The sequence below is a fragment of the Arcicella aquatica genome, from assembly GCF_034928825.1.
Lineage (GTDB): Bacteria > Bacteroidota > Bacteroidia > Cytophagales > Spirosomataceae > Arcicella > Arcicella aquatica.
The window spans coordinates 105,765-125,389 of sequence record NZ_JAYFUL010000011.1; the positions used below are offsets into that span (position 1 = coordinate 105,765).

Here is a 19,625-nt window from a genome sequence, read left to right on the forward strand (position 1 = left end):
GTTTATGATAACTTGGTATTTATCAAGAAAACATTTGACGGTCGATTTTATTAATACAAGCCAGAAGATTATTTTTCTCAACTTGTATTGACGAAATCGACTTGTTTATTTTATATCCATTATACAAGATGAATAAAAGTTTTTTAGACAACGCAAAAATATATTTTTCACTCTATTCCCCCTCGGCACGTATCTGGACTCATGTAATATTTTGGGTTGTTACTGCCCTTATTCTCTCTAGTTTTGGCTTTAATCTTGCTGGATGGGAATATCCTAAAGCGGCCTTAGTACATACTGTTTTCTTGGTTGTTAAATCAATGTTTGCTTATTATATAATTGCCTATCTATTGCTCCCGCTTGTCATGAAAGGGAATAGATGGGTTCTTTTTTTGATAGGAATAGGCATTATGTTCTTTCTAGACTCGGTAATTTCTTATTACATGTTTGAGACCGTCAGTAATAATTTTGAGACTTCACTTTATTATAAGCGATATGCCAACATGATTAATGAAGGCGGATTAATGGGATCAATTCTTTTCTCTAAATTATTTTTTATCCATATATACAATGAAACATTACCGATTCTTCCCCCGCTGATTGTAAAATTCGTCAAAATAATTATTGCTTCTCGTAACAAAACGATTTCTTTACAGCGTGACAACCTCAATCTTGAACTGAACTTCTTAAAATCGCAGGTTAATCCTCATTTCCTTTTTAATGTACTCAATAGCATATACTCTCTTATCGTTGAAAAGGATGAGACCGCTGCCAATATTATAGTAAGATTGTCGGGACTAATGCGTTATACACTTTATGAAACAGAGAGTGAAAAAGTATCTTTAAAGCGTGAGGTAGAATTTATTCAACAGTACACTGAACTAGAGCGGATTCGTTTTCAGAGTAGGGTGAATATCACACTTACGATGGATGATGATTTTGGTAATTATCAAGTTCCCCCACTGATTTTTATTTCTTTTGTAGAAAATGCGTTCAAACACGGGGTGAGTAATACTGGGAAGGCGTCTTGGGTAAAAATTGATTTTAGGATGAAAAAAACAACCGTCATTCTTTCTGTTGAAAATAGCAAACCTGCTCATATCATGCATGAAGAGGTGCAAGGTGGAATAGGGTTGTTTAATGTCAAAAAAAGGCTAGAATTACTTTACCCAGATAAGTATAAGTTATTAATAGAAAACAAAAAACAAACTTTTTTTGTCGAGCTACAACTTGAATTGGTCTAGTTTGTCTTCCTTTAATACCTACTTTATCTAAGCAAGTCCATAGTTGCTCTAATTTTTTTCATTGCTTTTGAGGTTTTGTGTTATTTAGTGTCATCATTAAATATATAACCTTTCAAACAGCAAAAACTATGAAAAATTCAAAACTAAATCTTGCAAAAAAAACTGTATCTAACCTTAATAATAACCATTATTCAAATATTAATTTACACTTTAAGTCAGGAAGTACTACTATTACTATCGTGACAAGATGATAGAAAATTTACTCTTTTAAATTTTAATTACAGAATGGACAGCTACGGAATCCTATACGAAAATACAATTTTAGAAAACCAATTAATAGACTATCTTGACAGAATAACCTTCCTAAAAAGAGAATGGTCTGGTTCATTTGATGATGTAGAGAAACTCCTGCATGAAAAGCCTGTGGATTTATTATTTATTAGTGTTGAAAGTCCACCTCAAGAGATGATTGTGTTATTAGAAAAATTAGCTTTTTCTAATAATACAATTGTTATTTCATCTCCGAAGGCCTTGCCAAATTTTGAAAAAACGTTAACGCCATCCATTATAGAATATATCATTCGCCCACTAACTTTTGAATTAGTTGTTAGTGCTATCATGAAATATTCTATGAAATATGACTGATAATTATCACAACTATCCATAAATAATATAAATATCCTTGAATATTAGAATGATTGTGTTAATTTTTAGTGCTTTGAATACAGATAGTTTAAGCGCCTTAATTTATCAAAATATAAATTAGTGTAAACTATTTTACTCTCTTCTGAAAGAAACGAATGTTTAATGAGCTGATGAATAAGCAGATAATCTTTTTGAAAAAAAGTGATGATTTGCTTAGCTCGCTTTTCATTTATCCCAATTTTACTACTGAAACACATGAAATCGTCATAAGTATAAAAGGCATTTGCTTTAAAAGATTCTGTCTCAAAATCATCCGAGAATAAACCGTCGGCTGTTGCCATATCGTCATCATTCACATGTAAACGAGTACAAAGCAAATCATAGGCTGGAGCTAGAATCATATCTCCATTGAGGCTTTCTATCAATGAAAAATTCTTCAAGTGAGCATCCCCGTTAGAAAACAGGTAATTGAATAATACTAAGCGGAAAAGCTTTTCCATCTCAATTGAGTAAGCCACTACATATTTTTTCACGAGCATTGCCATATCTTCATAACTACCCTCATATTTCATTGAGCTTCCACCTTTAATACTTGATTTTCCAGCTAACGTGGCAAAATCTTCTACTATCAATTTAGTAGTATCCGAATGATAATCAAAACGTTTGGTCAGATAAGCAGGTTGATTATCAGGGAAAAACATCATTGTGTTTTCTGCTGTTTCTATTTTGTAAACCTGTCTGGCTATTTGCATTGTCAGGTGTTCATTCGCTGGAATTTCTTCAACAGCTTTAAAACGACTACTAGGAATTGGTTTTAAAATATACTGTCCATGCTCACTAACTTCAACCAAGCGAAGCTTATGCTTATCTAACAAGAGAGATACTTTTTCCTGAACCCCCGAAATAGAAATTCGTTGAATTTTAAAGGTACTTTCGGCTGGTGAATTTAAAGAAAAGGGTAGATAATGACTTATTTTTTTACCATTAAAAAGGCGTAGTAAAGCCAACGGAGAAAAGGATTCAAATCCTTCTTTGAGGGTAGAGGGGCAATATTTTAAATCTAAATTATTCATAAATAGGAATAACGGTTATAGCTCCTATAGTATCATATTGAGCGGTGGCAAGTAATAATCCAAAAAAATCATTTTCATCAATCTTTAATAAACGGCAAAGTGTTTCTTTGTTTGCTCCTTCAGGGAGCATATTATAAAAAACTGGAAAAAGAGTAGGATGGTGATACACTTGTTGGCTTTTGGGCATAGTCATACTTATCGGTCTGAACGTCGAATGTAGGAAGTAATCATCCTCATATCTAAATACAAATCCGTTTTTATCTTCTGCTAAAATTCCCGCAGGAGTTCCTTTAAAATAAACTTTTGCCTTTCTCATAGTTTTACATTCAGTTGTAATTCCATCCCTAATACTTCTGCTAATTTCAGCAATGTTTCTAAAGATGGATTTCCTTCTCCGCGTTCAATTGATACAATTGTTCGCAAAGCAACGGCCGATATTTCTGCTAAGTCTTCTTGGCGTATCTTTAATACTTTACGCCTGTTTTTTATTTGTTCTCCTAAAGTTTGCTTATCCATTTGTGCATCATAATGCGTTTATCCATATAAACATACAATATTATTTTTAAAAATATGTAAAATGTGCATTTAAATGCATTTTATGAAAAAAGATTAATTGCGTTTCCCCTTCATCTATTGAGACACACTAACCATCCACTACAATTAAAAACAGTCAAGGACTATGCTCAAAATGTCAATGCTCATAGAGCGAATAATAGTTTCTCAAACACTTTTAAACTAAGGGAAATTGTACTTTCCCTGCCCAGTAAATAGGTATAAAGTATAATTTTTCCTGAATACCAAATGGAGCGTTTGAAAAAATGATGGCTTGTGAAATATGAGGATGATGTTCTAGTAAATAATGTAAGCTTTTTAAAGAACCACTTCTTCCAGACTTTACTTCTATCGGGATTATTTTGCCATCTCTTACAATGACAAAATCTACTTCAGCACTACTTCCTGGACTGGTTCTTGCCCAATAAGCGAGTTCTTCTTTTTGCGTAGCAATCATTTGTTGTGCCACAAATTGTTCTGCCAACATGCCATTAAAAGCAGCAGTGAGGTTCTTTTTCAAGTAAATATCTTGAAAAGACAGCTTACTTTTTTGCAATAATAAACCAATGTCAAGATGAAATAATTTGAATTGTTTGCCAGACGGACTAAGCGGTAGACCAGCAATAGATACATTTTGAACGGCATTTAATAAACGAGCAGTTCGTAATACTTCTACGCCTTTTTTGATGGTAGGGCTTGAAAAACGGTCAGATAAATGTGTATAGATAATCTGATTGCTTATTAGGGAAGCACTTTTTTCTAAAATATCATTCAGCGCATCTCCATCTACGGTGGGCTTATACTTCTTGAAATCCTGCTCGTAAGCGTATAACAAATTATCTTGAATTTCTTGGACATCGTTAAAGTTCTGATTATTCACAAAGCTTTGTACACATTCGGGCATTCCACCAACGACGAAATAATTATTGATTTCTTCATTCAAAATACCTGTTACAACCTCTGGCAAAATAGTAGGTATGCCATTAAGAATGTTAGCGATTGAGTCTTTTTTCCGAGCCAACAAAAACTCATAAAAAGTCATGGGTGTTAGACTCATCACATCTACCCGCCCTACGGGGAAAGGCTGATTCCTAAATTCAAAGTCTAATAGTGAACCAGCCGCAATAAGATGTAATTCTTTTTTATCTTCATAAAAATACCTCAAACTACCCAATGCATCCGCACAAGCCTGAATTTCATCAAAAAAAAGCAGGTCATTCGCAATATCTATCTTGATACCAAGCGCAAATTCAAGTTCTAAAAGTATTCTGTTTACATCAAAATTATGCTTGAAAATGATGTGTAAATCTCGTCTTTTTTCAAAATTGAGGGTAATTACTTTTCCTGTAAAATACGATTCTCCAAATTTTTGAACCAACCAAGACTTTCCGACTTGTCTTGCTCCATTCAGCATAAGGGGTTTTCTTGATGGCTTTATTTTCCAATTGGCTAATTCATTTATCTTTTCTCTAAACATACATTCGTCTTTATCTCTGCACTCAATTTTTCTTACAAAGATATAAGAATATATTTAATATAATGGTTATTATTTTAAATCAAACAAATAAAATAATAACCATTATTCGGCAAAATAAATAGTAGCGCCGTATTGTCCAGTACTGTCTAAAAATATAATTTTAGTAATTACGATATTGGTAACTTTCTCATTATTGACTAGAAAATTTGCGTTTTGCACAAGACTAGTCTGCTATTTAAAAAGTTTAATGTATAAAAAACCATAAAGTGCATATATACGGTATAATATATACGTTTTAATATTTTCATGAGATTAGAGTTCTAGCCTTCTATAAAAACATTCCCATCGTAATTATGAAGTTGAAAGGATTTAATAAGATGAAGTCATCTTGACTTTTTGCTATTATTGCTTAAAATAAAAAAGGTTGCTGATATTTGTTTTTCGAACCATACCAAAGCAACTTTTTTATGTACTACGTACTGAGCAAAGATATAATAGAATCAGAAATAATTTGTCATTTACCTGTAAGAAAACGAGGGTTTAAGCCACAGGCTCCGACTTGTGAAATCATTAACTGTATTCTTTACAAACTCAAGACTGGGATTCAATGGCATTTATTACCTGTCGATAGTTTATTCAGTACTCATGTTCTTCACTATAAAACTGTTTTCGGACATTCTCGTCGTTGGTGCAAGGAAGGTATTTGGAAAAATGTTGGATTGAACTTTTGAAAAAGTATAAGTCTTCTTTCGACCTTTCAATGGTAAATTTAGATGGGAGTCATTCTTCATGTATTCGAGGTGGCAAAGAAGTTGCTTATCAAGGCAGAAAGAAACGTAAAACAACTAATGCTCTTTACTTGATTGATAAACAATGACTTGTATTGGCTATGTCAACGCAGTTTCAGGTAATCACAATGATTTATTTAACATTGAGCAAAATTTTGAAGAACTTACCACGATGTTAGAGGATGCTACTATTTCAGTTGATGGACTATTTATGAATGCCGACGCAGGGCGGTTCGCCGATACGATTTGATGCGGAAAGCTTACACCAGCTATGTCATCAAAAACAAATTATCGCCAATATTGCTCCTAATAAAGAAACGCTACAGACGATAATTGGTCTCGCATCATTGATGAAGAACTCTATAAAGAGAGGTATTTTATTGAAAGAACAAACGCATGAATAGATAGTTACAGGTCTTTATTAAATGGATTTGATACAACGCTTTCAAGTTGGATGGGATTTAATTTTATCGCCTTTATTATCATGGCAATTAAGAAAATTAAAAGACTGCTATAACTATAAATTAGTTGTAAACCGTACATTTGAGGCAAATTGTTATGAAAGTATCACGTTCAAAATTGGTAATAATGATTTAAATTGGGTCTCAATAGACTAACACGATTTCATTTTGATAACCCCGACAAAATGAATATGGTACTCGAATGTATAAATAAATGGAGATGAAGATTACAAAAAAAGAAAATATTCTTATTACCTCTTTATATCTTTTCAATCGTTTTGGCTTTGTAAGCGTTAGATTTCAACACATTGCCGACGAGGTAGGCATGAGCATTGGCAACTTAGCATATCATTTTAAAACTAAAGAGGAAATTATAGAAAAACTGTATGAAGAATTGGCACAAGAACAAAAACAATTATTGGCCGATTTGAGTATGATTCCACTTTTCATTAACATTAATCACCATGTTGAGAACACTTTTCAACTACAAAAGAAATACAGTTTCTTCTATACAGATTCTCTAGAATTGATACGTGCATATCCTGCAATAAAGAAAAAATACCGCAAACAAGTAGAATGGCAAACGATGCAATTAGAACTTTTAGTAAAGTTTAATATTGCACGTGGAGCTTTATTTGAACCGAATCTGCCAGATTCATCACTATTATTAGCAAATCGTTATATATTATTTTTGGAAAATTGGATGAATTTTGAACGATTGAAAGGTACAGAAATTGCAGAAATAAATGTACAGCTTTTTAAAAATGACATTTGGGGATTATTATCACCGTATTTCACGTCAACTGGTAAAAATGAATTCCAACAATTGAATTCTTTGCCTTTTGATAATTGGGGATAGTTTTATGTTGATATAGAAATTAAATGTAGTTTTCATATTAAAATTGGAAAATATTTTCTAATTTAGTTCTAAAGAGTAAATATTTTTCCTTGTTTTTTTATGAAACATTCATTTAAAATAGATAATATAGCGTACACTCAACTCATGATAGGGATTAATAGCCTATTCTTTGCAGAACGGAAAGGGAATTCAAGTGATTTTAGACTATACTTTGATGATTTGTGGTTATCTGACACCGCCGTCATTGACGATATTCATAAAAGTAAAGGTGAGTGGGCGGTTGATTTAGTGTTTGCCTCTATACATAATCCATTAAAATTCATTAGGCGCTTTATTATATCACATCCTTGTCCAAAGAGAGCCGCTCAAAAAGCACATTTTATGCGTAGATTGGCTGCAAAAGACCAAAGAGGCACCTTATATGTAAATATTGAGCAATTAGATTTGTGTAAAAATTAGTTTTTATTATGACGAGTACAAAAAAAAAAATACTAAATGCTTCCGTTTTGCTTTTTAATCAAAATGGAGTTGATGCGGTTCGATTGCAACAAATTGCAGAAGAATCAGGAATCAGCGTTGGAAATTTAGCATATCATTTTAAAAACAAAGATGCCATCGTAGAATCAGTTTATGAGCTAATCTTTGAAGAATTTTCAACAGTGTTGAGTACCTATTCTATTTCAGCCGAAATGATAACTTTTGATAATCAGTTAAGCTTGTACTATGACTTTTTTAACAAATATCAATTCTATATGGCTGATTTTTTTAAGACCAATAACAATCCTACGGAACATCAACAAATTTGGCAATCATATATTACCAAAATGTTGATTCAAATTAAAAGTCGTATTGATTACTTGGTACTTAACCAAGATTTTAAACCGGAACTTACTTCTGGTTTATACCAACAAGTGGCTGAAAATATCTGGATTAATCTGATTTTCTATATCCAAAAATGCCGTATGCGTGGAATTTTAACTAATGAAATTCAGTATAAATATTCCGTTTGGAATCAATTTCGTCCTTACTTCACCGACGCTGGATTATCAGAATTTAATCATGTTATTTTACCCATCTTTTCCTACTAAATCTCACTATCTATTTGGTTTTTAGCCATGAAATAGGCGATTGATTTAAAATGATAGACTTAATTGAAAAATATTTAGAAAATAATTTCTAAATTAGAAATTATTTTCTAAAATTGCATAATCAATATATTTTATTGAAATTTTACAATTAAAGCATATTAAATCTTACCCGTATGGCAAACGTATTGTGGCTTCAAGGAGGTGCGTGTAGTGGCAACACTATGTCATTCTTGAATGCCGAAGAACCCACAGTCATTGATTTGGTCACCGATTTTGGTGTAAACATTCTTTGGCATCCTTCAATTGGTCTCGAAATCGGAGAACAAGTTACTCATTTACTTAATGAAATTGTTGCTGGAAAAGTCCAATGCGACATTTTGGTATATGAAGGAAGCATCATTCAAGGACCTCACGGCACTGGAACGATGAACTACTTTTGTGACCGTCCGATGCAAGATTGGGTTAAGGAACTTTCAGAAGTTTGTGGATACGTAGTTGCCATCGGTGATTGTGCTACTTGGGGAGGAATACCCGCCGTAGCACCAAATCCTTCAGAATCAACTGGAATGCAGTTTTTAAAAAAGGAAAAAGGGGGATTTTTAGGCTCAAATTACGTTTCAAAAGGCGGTTTACCGGTAATTAATATTCCAGGTTGCCCGGCTCATCCAGACTGGATTACCCAAATTTTAGTAGCCATTGCCACTGGTAGAATAGGAGATGTTTTGATTGATGAATATCATCGCCCAAAAACGTTCTTTACTGATTTTGTTCAGACTGGATGTACTAACGTTGTCAATTTTGCCAACAAGGTGGATGGTGGTTTTGGAAAAAGAGGCAATGGATGTCTCTTTTATGAAGTTGGATGTAGAGGACCAATGACCCGTGCAAGTTGTAATAAAATTCTTTGGAATAGACATTCGTCTAAAACACGTGCCAATCATCCATGTCTGGGTTGTACAGAACCAGGTTTTCCTCATAATGATTTAGTGAAAGGTAGTGTTTTCAAAACAATGAAATATCTGGGAATTTTACCGAAGGAAGTCCCATCTGGAAATTCAAAATTAGGTTATTATATGAGAGCTGGTTTTGAAAAAACGATGCACGCACTGGAAGTTGTTGGTGGTGTTGAAAAATCTCATTCTGAAGGATCAAAATAATAATTGGTGTTTTTTTATATTAACTCACTGGTTTACAAAATATTATAAAAATGGCAATCAAGAAAGAATTAAATATATCACCCGTTGGCCGCGTTGAAGGTGACCTTGACGTAAAGGTGTATATGGAAGATGGTGTAGTAACTAGAGCTCATACCCAAGCCGCAATGTTCAGGGGTTTTGAAAAAATTATGGAAGGCAAAGACCCACAATCTGGTCTTATCGTTACGCCTCGAATTTGTGGAATATGTGGTGGTTCTCATTTATACTGTGCATCCTCTGCTTTGGATACAGCCTGGGGGACAACATTACCGCCAAATGCACTTTTATTGCGTGCCATCGGACAGGCTACGGAAACAATTCAATCTATTCCTCGTTGGTTTTATGCAATATTTGCAACTGATATGGCAAATAAAAAATTTGCCAATAAGCCACTTTACGATGAAGTCGTTCGTCGTTTTGCCGCTTATGTCGGAACATCATTTCAAAAAGGGGTGGTAGCCTCAGGTCGTCCAGTTGAAGTTTATGCTATTTTTGGCGGACAATGGCCTCATTCTTCCTACATGGTTCCAGGCGGTGTAATGTGTGCTCCAACGCTAAAAGACATCACTAAGGCCTATGCTATTATGAATCAATTTCGGAAAGACTGGCTTGAGACAATCTGGTTGGGGTGTTCCATTGAGCGTTATATGGAAATCAAAACTTATGATGATTTATTGGCTTGGGTAGATGAAAATGAATCACAGCGTAATTCAGATTTAGGGTTGTTCATCCGTGCTGGAATAGAATTTGGTCTTCATAAATTCGGACAAGGCGTTGGCAAATTTATTGCCACAGGTACATATTTACATAAGGACCATTATCAAAAACCAACAATTGAAGGTAGAAATGCCGCTTTAATTAGTCGTTCAGGTTTTTTTGATGGTAAAAACTATTCAGAATTTGATCATTTAAAAATCAAAGAACACGTAAAACATGCTTGGTATCAGGATGTTGTGGCGGCACACCCTTGGAATGAACCAATGCCAACACCGATGCAATCTCAACCCTTAGCAGGCACAGATTTTGGCGGAAAATATTCGTGGTCAAAAGCTCCTAGATACATGGATTATGCCGCAGAAGCAGGACCACTTTCAAGGGTTTTGATGAATGCAAATCCTGACAATTTACTTCCACATCAGGTTTATGACCCTCTTTTTGGTGATATTTATGCCAAAATGGGACCAAGCGTATTCACTCGTACGTTGGCACGTGTACACGAAGTAGCACGTTTATTTACTCAAATTGACGAGTGGTTGCATCAAATTGACTTGAATGGTGAATTTTATATCAAGCCAGAAGAGAAAGACGGCAAAGGCTTTGGAGCAACAGAGGCGGCTCGTGGGGCTTTGGCTCATTGGATCGAAATTGAAAATGGTGTTATCAAAAATTATCAAGTAATGGCTCCGACCACTTGGAATGTTGGACCAAACGATGATAAAGGTAATGCGGGGCCAATTGAGGCGGCTTTGGAAGGAACAGAAATTGAAGACCCACACGACCCCGTAGAAGTTGGCATGGTAGCTCGCTCGTTCGACTCTTGTTTGGTTTGTACCGTCCACGCACACGACCAAAAAAGTGGTAAAGAATTAGCAAAATTCAAACTATGATTTTATAACTAATGGATTTTAAGGTTATTGAAAAGTTTTGTTTTTTGAAAGCTTCAATTTTGCTTTTAAAACCAACATTTACTTATTCAATAACCTATTTTTATTCACTTAAAAAAAGTACCAACAAAAATGATAAAAACTGCCATTCTGGGGTTCGGAAATCCTGTACGTTCAGATGACGCCGTGGGTTGTTATGTGATTGAACAATTACAAAAAAAAGGAATAGAATCCAATTCAATCAGCCTTTTTGATATGGGTACTGGAGCTTTTGAGGTACTTTTTAAGCTATTGGGGCATAACAAAATCATCATTGTAGATGCTGTAATTAATACAGGCGAACCTGTTGGAACGCTTTATAAAGTACCTGCCGAAGAAATTGAAGCCGTTATTGTTGATGACCCAATGGTATTTTTGCACAGTATAAAATGGGACCAAGCATTGAATTATGCCAAAAAAATTATGCGTGAAGATTATCCTAAAGATATAACCGTTTATCTTATTGCCGTTGATAATACTCGAATTGAAATTGAACTTTCGGAGGTGGTTAGAAAGGCAGGAGATAAGGTAGTTCAGTATATTTTGGAAGAAATAAATTAGGTATAACATTTTAAAATTACCCTACTGTGGGTCAGAGGCTTTGAAGCTGCAAAACGGACATATTATCATTCCTTCAGAAGTTGTACAGGAGGTTTTAGAAAAGGAAGTTCAAATAAATTGGGTATTCTATAATGAAAGAAACACACTTTTAATTGCTGGAAAATCAAAATTATTTTTTGAAAAACTTCATAAAACGGATTGGCAAACGCTGAAAGACAAAAATTTGAAAGGCGATAAATCGCTTTTTATCAGAGCCATTTTAATTGATAACAACCTTGATGATTCTGACCGAGAATTGGACTTTGAAATCAAGAATTCGGGTATTATTTCCATAAATTTATAAATATATTTCTCTGAAGCTGTTTAAACTTTCCGTTTCGGGTTAAACTAAGTCTTTTAGAATAGCTTGTTCCAAAATTTACTCAACGTAGCGATGCTATGCTTCGCAAATTTTGAAAAAATCAATTCAAAAATACAATACTTTCACCTTAGAAACGGAAAGTTTAAACAGCTTCTCTCACAAAAACTCCTTCCCGAACAATAAATGCTAAAAATTTTCTCAAAATCAGAAAGAATTTCTGAAATACAAAATATTATTAATAGTGAATATCGATTAAATGAACTAATTGAAATTCAGCCACTTGAAGGCGATTGTTTCGATTTTTTTATTGATGAAAATGAGATAAAACAAGCTTTGGATTGGTCGAATGAAATTCCCCCAATCCTATTACCAAACCCTCTAAGTTTCAATGTGTCAAACTTATTGACCTTAGTATTTTTGAAGTTAGGAAATTGGGAAAAGGTATATGAATATAGTTCAGGAGACAAACATTTATCTGACGATATTGATTTTATCAATCGCTTGCAGTCGGGCGTTTTGGTACAGATTCCAAATGAGCCAGTTAATAATTTTGGCACATTTGATTACTATCGTCTTTGGCATAATCGGGCGATAATTTTGCATTATGGTAACACTGAAAAAATTGTGGGTGGACATCAAACCAAAATCGCTTATGAAAAAGCTCTTGAGAATGCTCCAAATGCTGATTATAAGGCATTTACAGGAAAACAATATGCATCGTTTTTGCTGGATAATGATATGCTGATTGAAGCCGAAGCTATTTTAGTAAATTGTTTAAAGGATGTTGAAGAGACAAGTATTCAAGCTGAATTAAAAGCAGTTTTATACGGAATTTGGTTGCAACAATTGACAGTTCCCTACAATTATCATTTATTAGAAAAAACCAAAACTACAATCTGGGAAGTCCTTCAATATTATGAAAGTCAAGGGCGAATTTTACAGACAGGTCTATTGTTAATTGATGCTGCTCAAGTTGCCAATTTTACAGATAGTTTCGCAGAATCGCTGGGGTATATCAATCGGGCAATTAAAATTTTTAGAGATGAAGACATTAAGGAATTAGAAGCAAATGCCCATTTCAGAAAAGGAGTTTTGCTATTTACGTGGGCTCAAAACGGAAGCATACAATTTTATAAAGGTGCGATGGAAGCCTATCAAGAAGCCCTAAAAACTTTCACCCAAGAATCTACGCCAGAGGTTTTTGCTGAAATTCAACATCATTTAGGTATAATTTATAGCGAGATTCCTGATGAAGTCAAAAAGAAAAGTATCTGGGCGGCGGTATCGGTTAGCTCTTTCAAACAAGCACTTTCATACTTCACAATACAGTCGCATCCTTATGAATATGCCACAATTTGTAATCATTATGCCAATGCCCTAACAAAATATCCCGAAGCAAAACTTACGGATAATTACCGAAAAGCATTAGTATTTTATAATGAAGCACTTTTAGTTAGAACCGCCTACGAGTATCCATACGAGCGAACGCTAACGTTACTCAACTATTTGGAAGCTAGTTGGCATGTTTATGAAGAAGACCCAGATGAACAAAAAAAACTATTTGATGATATGATGAATAAAGCCGAAGAAATTAAAAATTTGGTTGATGATGAAAAACTTTTGGCAGAAGCAGATTCTCATGTAGTAAAATTGAAGGAATTGTCAATTTTACTGTAATAAGGGTTCGATTTACACAATAAAAGCTTATAATTAGAAAATATTTTCTAATTATAAGCTTTTATTGTTTTTATAAGATTAAAAATAATAAATTGGATGTTATTAATTTCAAGAATAAAAATGCACGAAATTTCATTGGTCAGAAATATTTTTAGAACCTTGGAAGAGGAATTTCCTAAGGATATTCCAAGGATAAGGACAATAAATTTGACCGTCGGTTTGTTGTCGAATGTACAACCCATCCTCATGCAAAATGCGTTTAAAGTGGTGATTGAAGATGAGCCTCAGTATAATCAAATGTGCTTAAATGTGATAGTTTTACCTATTTTGATTCATTGTGATGATTGTGGTAAAACCAGTGAAGTTGAAAAATATCGGTTTGTATGCCCTTGTGGGAAACCAAGCCGAAATGTAATTCAAGGAGAGGAATTATTAATCAGCAGTGTGGAATTTGACGATGTCGAAAACAATATTAAATGAAGGGTAAAAATTATGAAACCAAAATCAAATCAAGCCGCAGTTGGCTCAATTCAATGCGATAATACCACAATGAACTTACTGAAAGTCAATGACTTTGTGGCAAAAGTTATTCGGGAACGTTTGCCCGATATACTTGTGATAAATGTATGCTCTTCGCCAGGCAGTGGCAAAACTACCTTGATGCAGGAAACGGGTAAACGACTGAAAGGGAAACTAAACATGGCAGTGCTGGTAGGCGATCCAGAAACTGAACGTGATGCCATTCGTATGCGTGAAGTAGGGATAAATGCATTGCAAATTGTAACGGGTGGAATGTGCCATATTGAAGCCCAAATGATTCTTCAAGCGCTTGATCATATCGACCTCAAAGACGTTGATTTATTATTCATTGAAAATGTTGGAAATTTAGTTTGCCCAGCTGCTTTTGATTTGGGTGAAGACATTAGAGTGACGGTCTTAGCGAGTACCGAAGGAGACGATAAACCCAAAAAGTATCCTCGAATGTTTCTGACTAGTGAATTATTAATCGTTTCAAAATCAGATCTTTTACCTTATGTTCCATTCTCAGTTGAAGCGGTGAGCATAGATGCACGAGAAGTAAATCCTGACCTTGAAGTTATGACAATTTCAAGCTTAAAAGGAGATGGAATGGACGAATGGTGCGAATGGTTAATGAATAAAGTTACCGAAAAGCAAAGGCATTTGGTAGAGGTATAAATCGAGATGAATAATCCAAATTTTGAAGAACATATTGATATAAATCTTCAAGCTGATGCTGCACATTCCACAGCCCAAAATACATTTCTGATTTCCTTGTATGGACTGGTTCAGGGAGTTGGTTTTCGCCCTTTTGTTTACCAAATGGCTAATCAATTTGGCATTAAGGGACAAATAAATAATAGCTCGCAAGGGGTGAAAATATGGTTTAATGGCAGTAAAGAAACGGCTAAAAGTTTTTATGAACGAATATTATCGGATGCCCCAAAGTTATCAAAAATAATAGATTCTAATATTCAAATAATTGATTATCAAAATTTTAATTGTTTTGAAATTATAGAAAGCTATTCAACTGAAAAGATTTCTTTGTTGCTGACTCCCGATTTTGCGATGTGCCATGAGTGTCTTACAGAATTGCATGACCCACAAAACAGACGATTTCATTACCCTTTTATTACTTGTACACATTGTGGACCTAGATATTCAATCATTACTAAATTACCTTATGATCGCCTACATACAACCATGCAAGGATTTGTTATGTGCGAAGCCTGCGAGAGAGAATATAGCAGCCCAACCGACAGCAGATTTTACGCGCAAACCATTGCTTGTCCTACATGTGGGCCTCAGTTAAAATGGCATATAATAGCAGATGGAAATGTTGTAAAAAGCACAGAATTAAATGATTATCGTTGGATATTGAGTCGAATAAATCGCATGTTAGTATCAGGAAGAATATTGGCTGTGAAAGGAATTGGTGGGTATTTATTAATTTGTGACGCCACTAATGAAACAACAATCCAGATACTTCGAGCAAGAAAACATCGCCCCACAAAACCTTTTGCCGTGTTGTATCCCAATCTCAGAATGCTCCAAGAAGATACATTTGTGAGTGATTTTGAAGCGAGAGAATTACAAAGCGAAGTTGCCCCAATTGTACTATTAAAAAAGAGGAAAAAGGAATTTGAGCAAGTTGCAAAAACCATTAATACGAATTTGACCCATCTTGGGGTAATGTTGCCATATTCGCCATTACTTGAAATTATTGCAAGTAATTTTGGTAAGCCATTAGTGGCAACCAGTGGAAATATAAGCGGAAATCCAATTGTTTTTGAAGACGATAAAGCGTTGGTTGATTTAGCTCAAATAGCAGATTTTATTGTTACGAATGATAGAAAAATTGTTGTACCACAAGATGATTCGGTAGTTAGATTTACCAAGAAATACGGTCAAAAAATTATGATCCGTAGAAGTAGAGGAGAATTATTAAATCTGAATACAGAAAAAAAAAGTGAAAAAATATTTATAAGTTTTGGAGCATCTTTAAAAAGTACATTTACTGTGCTAATAGGTGAAAATCTGTATGTTAGTCAGTATTTAGGCGATTTAGAAAGTTATGAAACTCAAGAGAATTTTGAGAAAAATCTGAATCATTTTATTGACATATTTAATTTTTCATTAGAAAACATAATGATATTTTGTGATTCGCACGAGGGTTATTTTTCAACGCAATTGGCGAATATATTGGTTAAAAAAAATAAAATTCCTTTACAAAAAATTCAGCACCACGAAGCTCATTTCACTGCGGTTTTGGCTGAAAATGGTTTAATAGAAAATAAAGAAAGAGTGTTAGGTGTAATTTGGGACGGAACGGGTTATGGAACCGATGGGAATATGTGGGGGGGGGAATTTTTTATCAATCATCAACGATTTCATTTTGAATACTTTGATGCCATTTTGGGCGATAAAATGCCCCGAGAACCACGGATTTCAGCTCTTTCTTTAACGTATTATTTAGCAGGATTTGAAGAAATTACAAAATCAAAATTTACAGCACAAGAATGGAATATTTATCAGAAAATTCTTGCTAATAATTCCCTAAAAACGAGTAGTGTAGGAAGAATTTTTGATGGCGTTGCTTCATTGTTGGGTTTATCCGAAACACAAACTTTTGATGGAGAAGCAGCTATGCAGTTGGAAGAATTAGCAGAAAATTATTTTCAAGAATATGGGTACGATTTCCCAGAAAGCTATCTATCCGAATCTTTTAACGATGTACCCACAAGACTGATAATTAGGGGTATTTTAATTGATATTCAAATAGAAAAAAGTAAAGAATTTATAGCGGCAAAATTTCATTATTCCTTGATTAAAAGTATAGAAATTATTGCCCAAAAAATGAATACTAAACAAATAGCATTCAGTGGTGGTGTGTTTCAAAATGCTGTTTTAGTCGATTTAATAATCCATCATTTAGCTGAAAAATTTGAATTGTTTTTCCATAAAAGACTTTCACCAAATGATGAAAATATCTCTTATGGCCAAATGGTTTTAGGAATGAATAAGTATAAAAATTTATAACTTAACTAAAAATATGTGTCTCGCAATCCCAGGAAAAATACAGTCTATTGAGTATCAATATGATGGATTAGTTAGAATGGCAAAAATTCTATTCGGTGGAATTATCAAGGAAGCCAGTCTCGACATGGTTCCACAGGCTGTTGTAGGCGACTATGTGTTGGTTCATGTGGGCGTTGCGCTGACAGTTGTGGATGAAGAAGAAGCCCAAAAAACATTTAATTATCTCAGTGAAATCGGAGAATTAGATGAGTTAATTGAATCTTGTCAAATTGATTCCCCATCCCATAATTAATCATGAAATTTCTCTCGGAATACAGAAACCCAGAACTTGTTGAACAGTATTTGGATGAAATAAAAAGTACAGTAACCCGCACTTGGACAATCATGGAGGTGTGTGGTGGGCAAACGCATAGTTTGGTTAAAAATGGATTGTTAAACTTGCTTCCCAAAGAAGTCCAAATGGTTCATGGACCGGGTTGCCCAGTCTGTGTAACGCCGTTAAATCTGATTGATAAAGCAGTTTATTTAGCTGAAGAAAAAGGTGTGATCTTATGCTCATTTGGAGACATGATTCGAGTACCAGGTTCAAAACGTAGTTTACTCGAAGCCAAAGCTCGTGGAGCCGATGTCAGGATTTTATATTCTCCCCTCGAAGCCGTTAAATTAGCACAACAAAACCCTGATCGAGAGGTAGTTTTTTTTGCCGTAGGTTTTGAAACAACAGCCCCTGCTAATGCTTTATCAGTATTATTTGCAAAAAAATTAGGCTTAAAAAACTATTCCATTTTAGCATCTCACGTGCTAGTACCGCCTGCCATTGAAGCTGTGATGGATGATGAAACCGCACATATACAAGCATTTTTGGCGGCAGGACACGTTTGTGCCATTATGGGAATTGGGCAATATTATGATTTGGTTGCGAAATACGATATACCCATGGTAGTAACAGGCTTTGAACCAGTCGATTTATTGCAAGGTATCTTGATGACTGTAAGGCAGTTAGAGCACGGTCAGGCGAATTTAGAAAATCAATACAGCAGAATCGTAAAGCCCGAAGGGAATTTAGAAGCCATCAAAACAATTGAACAAGTTTTTGAAGTAACAGACCGTGAATGGCGCGGACTTGGCACAATTCCGAAGAGTGGTTGGGAGGTGAAAGAAGAATTATCGGAATTTGATGCAAATAAAAAATTCTTGGTAAATATCACCAAAGCTCTTGAATGTGCTGACTGCATAGCAGGATTAGTTTTAAAGGGCATCAAAAAGCCTTTTGAATGTAGCCAGTTTGGCAAGAATTGTACGCCAGAAAAACCTCTTGGAGCTCCCATGGTGTCTTCTGAGGGTGCTTGTGCTGCCTATTTCCATTATTCAAACGTTGAAATATTATGACCCGAAATACTATATTGAATTTATCCTGTCCGATGCCAACGCTCGATTTTGATGTAATAACGCTTGGACATGGAAGTGGTGGCGTACTGACCAATAGGCTTTTGGAATCGGGCGTATTTAGTTTACTTAAAAATCCACTTTTAGATACACATCACGATGGGGCAGTTTTTGAATTATCTGGAAATTTAGCCTTTTCAACGGATAGTTATGTCATTTCGCCAGTCTTTTTCCCGGGCGGTAATATTGGTGAATTGGCGGTGAATGGAACAGTGAATGACCTTGCTATGTGCGGGGCAATTCCTAGGTATTTATCGCTCAGTTTTATCATTGAAGAAGGACTGCCCATCTCTGAGTTTTGGGAGATTTTAGTTTCTATTAAAAATAGTGCTGAATGTGCTGATGTTCAAATAGTTACTGGCGACACGAAAGTGGTTGAAAAGGGGAAAGGGGATAAGATATTTATCAATACCTCGGGTATTGGGCAGGTTCATCCAAAAGCTCATATTTCTTCCAAAAATATTAAAGTAGGTGATAAAATTATTGTTTCAGGAAACGTAGCCACACATGGGATTGCCATTATGTCAGTTCGGGAGGGCTTAGATTTTGAAACAACGATTATCAGCGATACTACCAATCTCAATCATACCGTAAAAGCCCTTTTAGATGACTTTGGAGCTGATATTCATCTTTTAAGAGACCCAACCCGAGGTGGTGTTGCAACTGTTTTAAACGAAATTGCTAAAGATTGTGGTTTCGGAATCAATATCTCACAAAATCAAATTCCCGTGTTGGAACAAGTTTTTGGAGCTTGTGAAATTTTGGGACTCGACCCGCTTTATGTAGCCAATGAAGGAATTTTTATGGCCATTGTTGCGGCAGAAATTGCGGATAATTTTGTGAAAAAACTGTCTGAATTTGACAATGGAACAGATGCTGCCATTATTGGTGAAGTAGTTTTGGAACACCCAAAACAAGTAATTTTGACCAGTAAAATTGGTGGTAAAAGAGTTGTAAATATGTTAGTTGGTGAGCAATTACCCAGAATTTGTTAAAATT

General features: G+C 34.7%; 20 protein-coding genes and 1 pseudogene. 17 read left to right on the forward strand and 4 right to left on the reverse strand.

Annotation, left to right across the window (positions count from 1 at the left end):
- Positions 1-128 precede the first annotated feature (128 nt).
- Positions 129-1,241, forward strand: a complete 1,113-nt coding sequence (locus VB264_RS09190; protein WP_323248699.1) for a sensor histidine kinase — start codon at positions 129-131, stop codon at positions 1,239-1,241.
- A 285-nt stretch (positions 1,242-1,526) separates the two neighbouring features.
- Positions 1,527-1,886 carry a hypothetical protein gene (locus VB264_RS09195; protein WP_323248701.1) on the forward strand — a complete coding sequence of 120 codons (360 nt, stop codon included), beginning with the start codon at positions 1,527-1,529 and terminating at the stop codon, positions 1,884-1,886.
- A 65-nt stretch (positions 1,887-1,951) separates the two neighbouring features.
- Here VB264_RS09195 and VB264_RS09200 read toward each other — a convergent pair whose 3' ends face one another.
- The 4 genes from VB264_RS09200 to VB264_RS09215 form a co-directional block, all read right to left on the reverse strand.
- Complete coding sequence (locus tag VB264_RS09200) at positions 1,952-2,959, reverse strand: type II toxin-antitoxin system HipA family toxin (RefSeq protein ID WP_323248703.1); 1,008 nt, start codon at positions 2,957-2,959, stop codon at positions 1,952-1,954.
- Positions 2,952-3,275 (reverse strand): HipA N-terminal domain-containing protein, encoded by a 324-nt coding sequence (locus VB264_RS09205; RefSeq protein ID WP_323248705.1) that lies wholly within the window; start codon positions 3,273-3,275, stop codon positions 2,952-2,954. The genes VB264_RS09200 and VB264_RS09205 overlap by 8 nt, the downstream gene beginning before the upstream one ends.
- Positions 3,272-3,475 (reverse strand): helix-turn-helix domain-containing protein, encoded by a 204-nt coding sequence (locus VB264_RS09210; RefSeq protein ID WP_309917604.1) that lies wholly within the window; start codon positions 3,473-3,475, stop codon positions 3,272-3,274. Before VB264_RS09210 ends, VB264_RS09205 begins: the two co-directional genes overlap by 4 nt.
- A gap of 214 nt (positions 3,476-3,689) precedes the next feature.
- Entirely contained in the window at positions 3,690-4,988 is a 1,299-nt protein-coding gene (locus VB264_RS09215) for an ATP-binding protein (RefSeq protein WP_323248707.1), read from the reverse strand.
- Positions 4,989-5,455: 467 nt separating this feature from the next.
- Between VB264_RS09215 and VB264_RS09220 the strand changes: the two are divergent.
- The 15 genes and pseudogenes from VB264_RS09220 to hypE all read left to right on the forward strand — a co-directional run bounded on the left by VB264_RS09220 (position 5,456) and on the right by hypE (position 19,621).
- Positions 5,456-6,293, forward strand: a pseudogene (locus tag VB264_RS09220) (transposase).
- Positions 6,294-6,457: 164 nt separating this feature from the next.
- Positions 6,458-7,096: a TetR/AcrR family transcriptional regulator gene (locus VB264_RS09225; RefSeq protein ID WP_323248709.1), complete on the forward strand. Its 639-nt coding sequence runs from the start codon at positions 6,458-6,460 to the stop codon at positions 7,094-7,096.
- 99 nt (positions 7,097-7,195) lie between these two features.
- Positions 7,196-7,555 (forward strand): hypothetical protein, encoded by a 360-nt coding sequence (locus VB264_RS09230; RefSeq protein WP_323248711.1) that lies wholly within the window; start codon positions 7,196-7,198, stop codon positions 7,553-7,555.
- Positions 7,556-7,563: 8 nt separating this feature from the next.
- Positions 7,564-8,184: a TetR/AcrR family transcriptional regulator gene (locus VB264_RS09235; protein ID WP_323248713.1), complete on the forward strand. Its 621-nt coding sequence runs from the start codon at positions 7,564-7,566 to the stop codon at positions 8,182-8,184.
- Positions 8,185-8,357: 173 nt separating this feature from the next.
- On the forward strand, positions 8,358-9,341 hold the full coding sequence (locus VB264_RS09240; protein ID WP_323248715.1) for an NADH-quinone oxidoreductase subunit B family protein: 984 nt from the start codon (positions 8,358-8,360) through the stop codon (positions 9,339-9,341).
- Between the two features lie 50 nt (positions 9,342-9,391).
- Positions 9,392-10,987 carry a nickel-dependent hydrogenase large subunit gene (locus VB264_RS09245; RefSeq protein WP_323248716.1) on the forward strand — a complete coding sequence of 532 codons (1,596 nt, stop codon included), beginning with the start codon at positions 9,392-9,394 and terminating at the stop codon, positions 10,985-10,987.
- A gap of 129 nt (positions 10,988-11,116) precedes the next feature.
- On the forward strand, positions 11,117-11,584 hold the full coding sequence (locus tag VB264_RS09250) for a hydrogenase maturation protease (protein WP_323248718.1): 468 nt from the start codon (positions 11,117-11,119) through the stop codon (positions 11,582-11,584).
- A gap of 40 nt (positions 11,585-11,624) precedes the next feature.
- A complete protein-coding gene (locus VB264_RS09255; RefSeq protein ID WP_323248720.1) occupies positions 11,625-11,927 on the forward strand; it encodes a hypothetical protein in 303 nt (100 codons plus the stop codon).
- A 201-nt stretch (positions 11,928-12,128) separates the two neighbouring features.
- Positions 12,129-13,622 carry a hypothetical protein gene (locus VB264_RS09260; RefSeq protein WP_323248722.1) on the forward strand — a complete coding sequence of 498 codons (1,494 nt, stop codon included), beginning with the start codon at positions 12,129-12,131 and terminating at the stop codon, positions 13,620-13,622.
- Positions 13,623-13,718: 96 nt separating this feature from the next.
- A complete protein-coding gene (locus VB264_RS09265; protein ID WP_323248724.1) occupies positions 13,719-14,102 on the forward strand; it encodes a hydrogenase maturation nickel metallochaperone HypA/HybF in 384 nt (127 codons plus the stop codon).
- A gap of 12 nt (positions 14,103-14,114) precedes the next feature.
- Positions 14,115-14,819, forward strand: coding sequence for a hydrogenase nickel incorporation protein HypB (hypB, locus tag VB264_RS09270; protein ID WP_323248726.1), 705 nt, complete (start codon positions 14,115-14,117; stop codon positions 14,817-14,819).
- Positions 14,820-14,825: 6 nt separating this feature from the next.
- Positions 14,826-17,180 (forward strand): carbamoyltransferase HypF, encoded by a 2,355-nt coding sequence (hypF, locus tag VB264_RS09275; protein WP_323248728.1) that lies wholly within the window; start codon positions 14,826-14,828, stop codon positions 17,178-17,180.
- A gap of 13 nt (positions 17,181-17,193) precedes the next feature.
- Positions 17,194-17,472 (forward strand): HypC/HybG/HupF family hydrogenase formation chaperone, encoded by a 279-nt coding sequence (locus VB264_RS09280; RefSeq protein WP_323248730.1) that lies wholly within the window; start codon positions 17,194-17,196, stop codon positions 17,470-17,472.
- Between the two features lie 2 nt (positions 17,473-17,474).
- Positions 17,475-18,569, forward strand: coding sequence for a hydrogenase formation protein HypD (hypD, locus tag VB264_RS09285; RefSeq protein WP_323248732.1), 1,095 nt, complete (start codon positions 17,475-17,477; stop codon positions 18,567-18,569).
- Positions 18,566-19,621: a hydrogenase expression/formation protein HypE gene (gene hypE / locus VB264_RS09290; protein WP_323248734.1), complete on the forward strand. Its 1,056-nt coding sequence runs from the start codon at positions 18,566-18,568 to the stop codon at positions 19,619-19,621. The genes hypD and hypE overlap by 4 nt, the downstream gene beginning before the upstream one ends.
- The last annotated feature ends 4 nt before the right edge of the window (positions 19,622-19,625 follow it).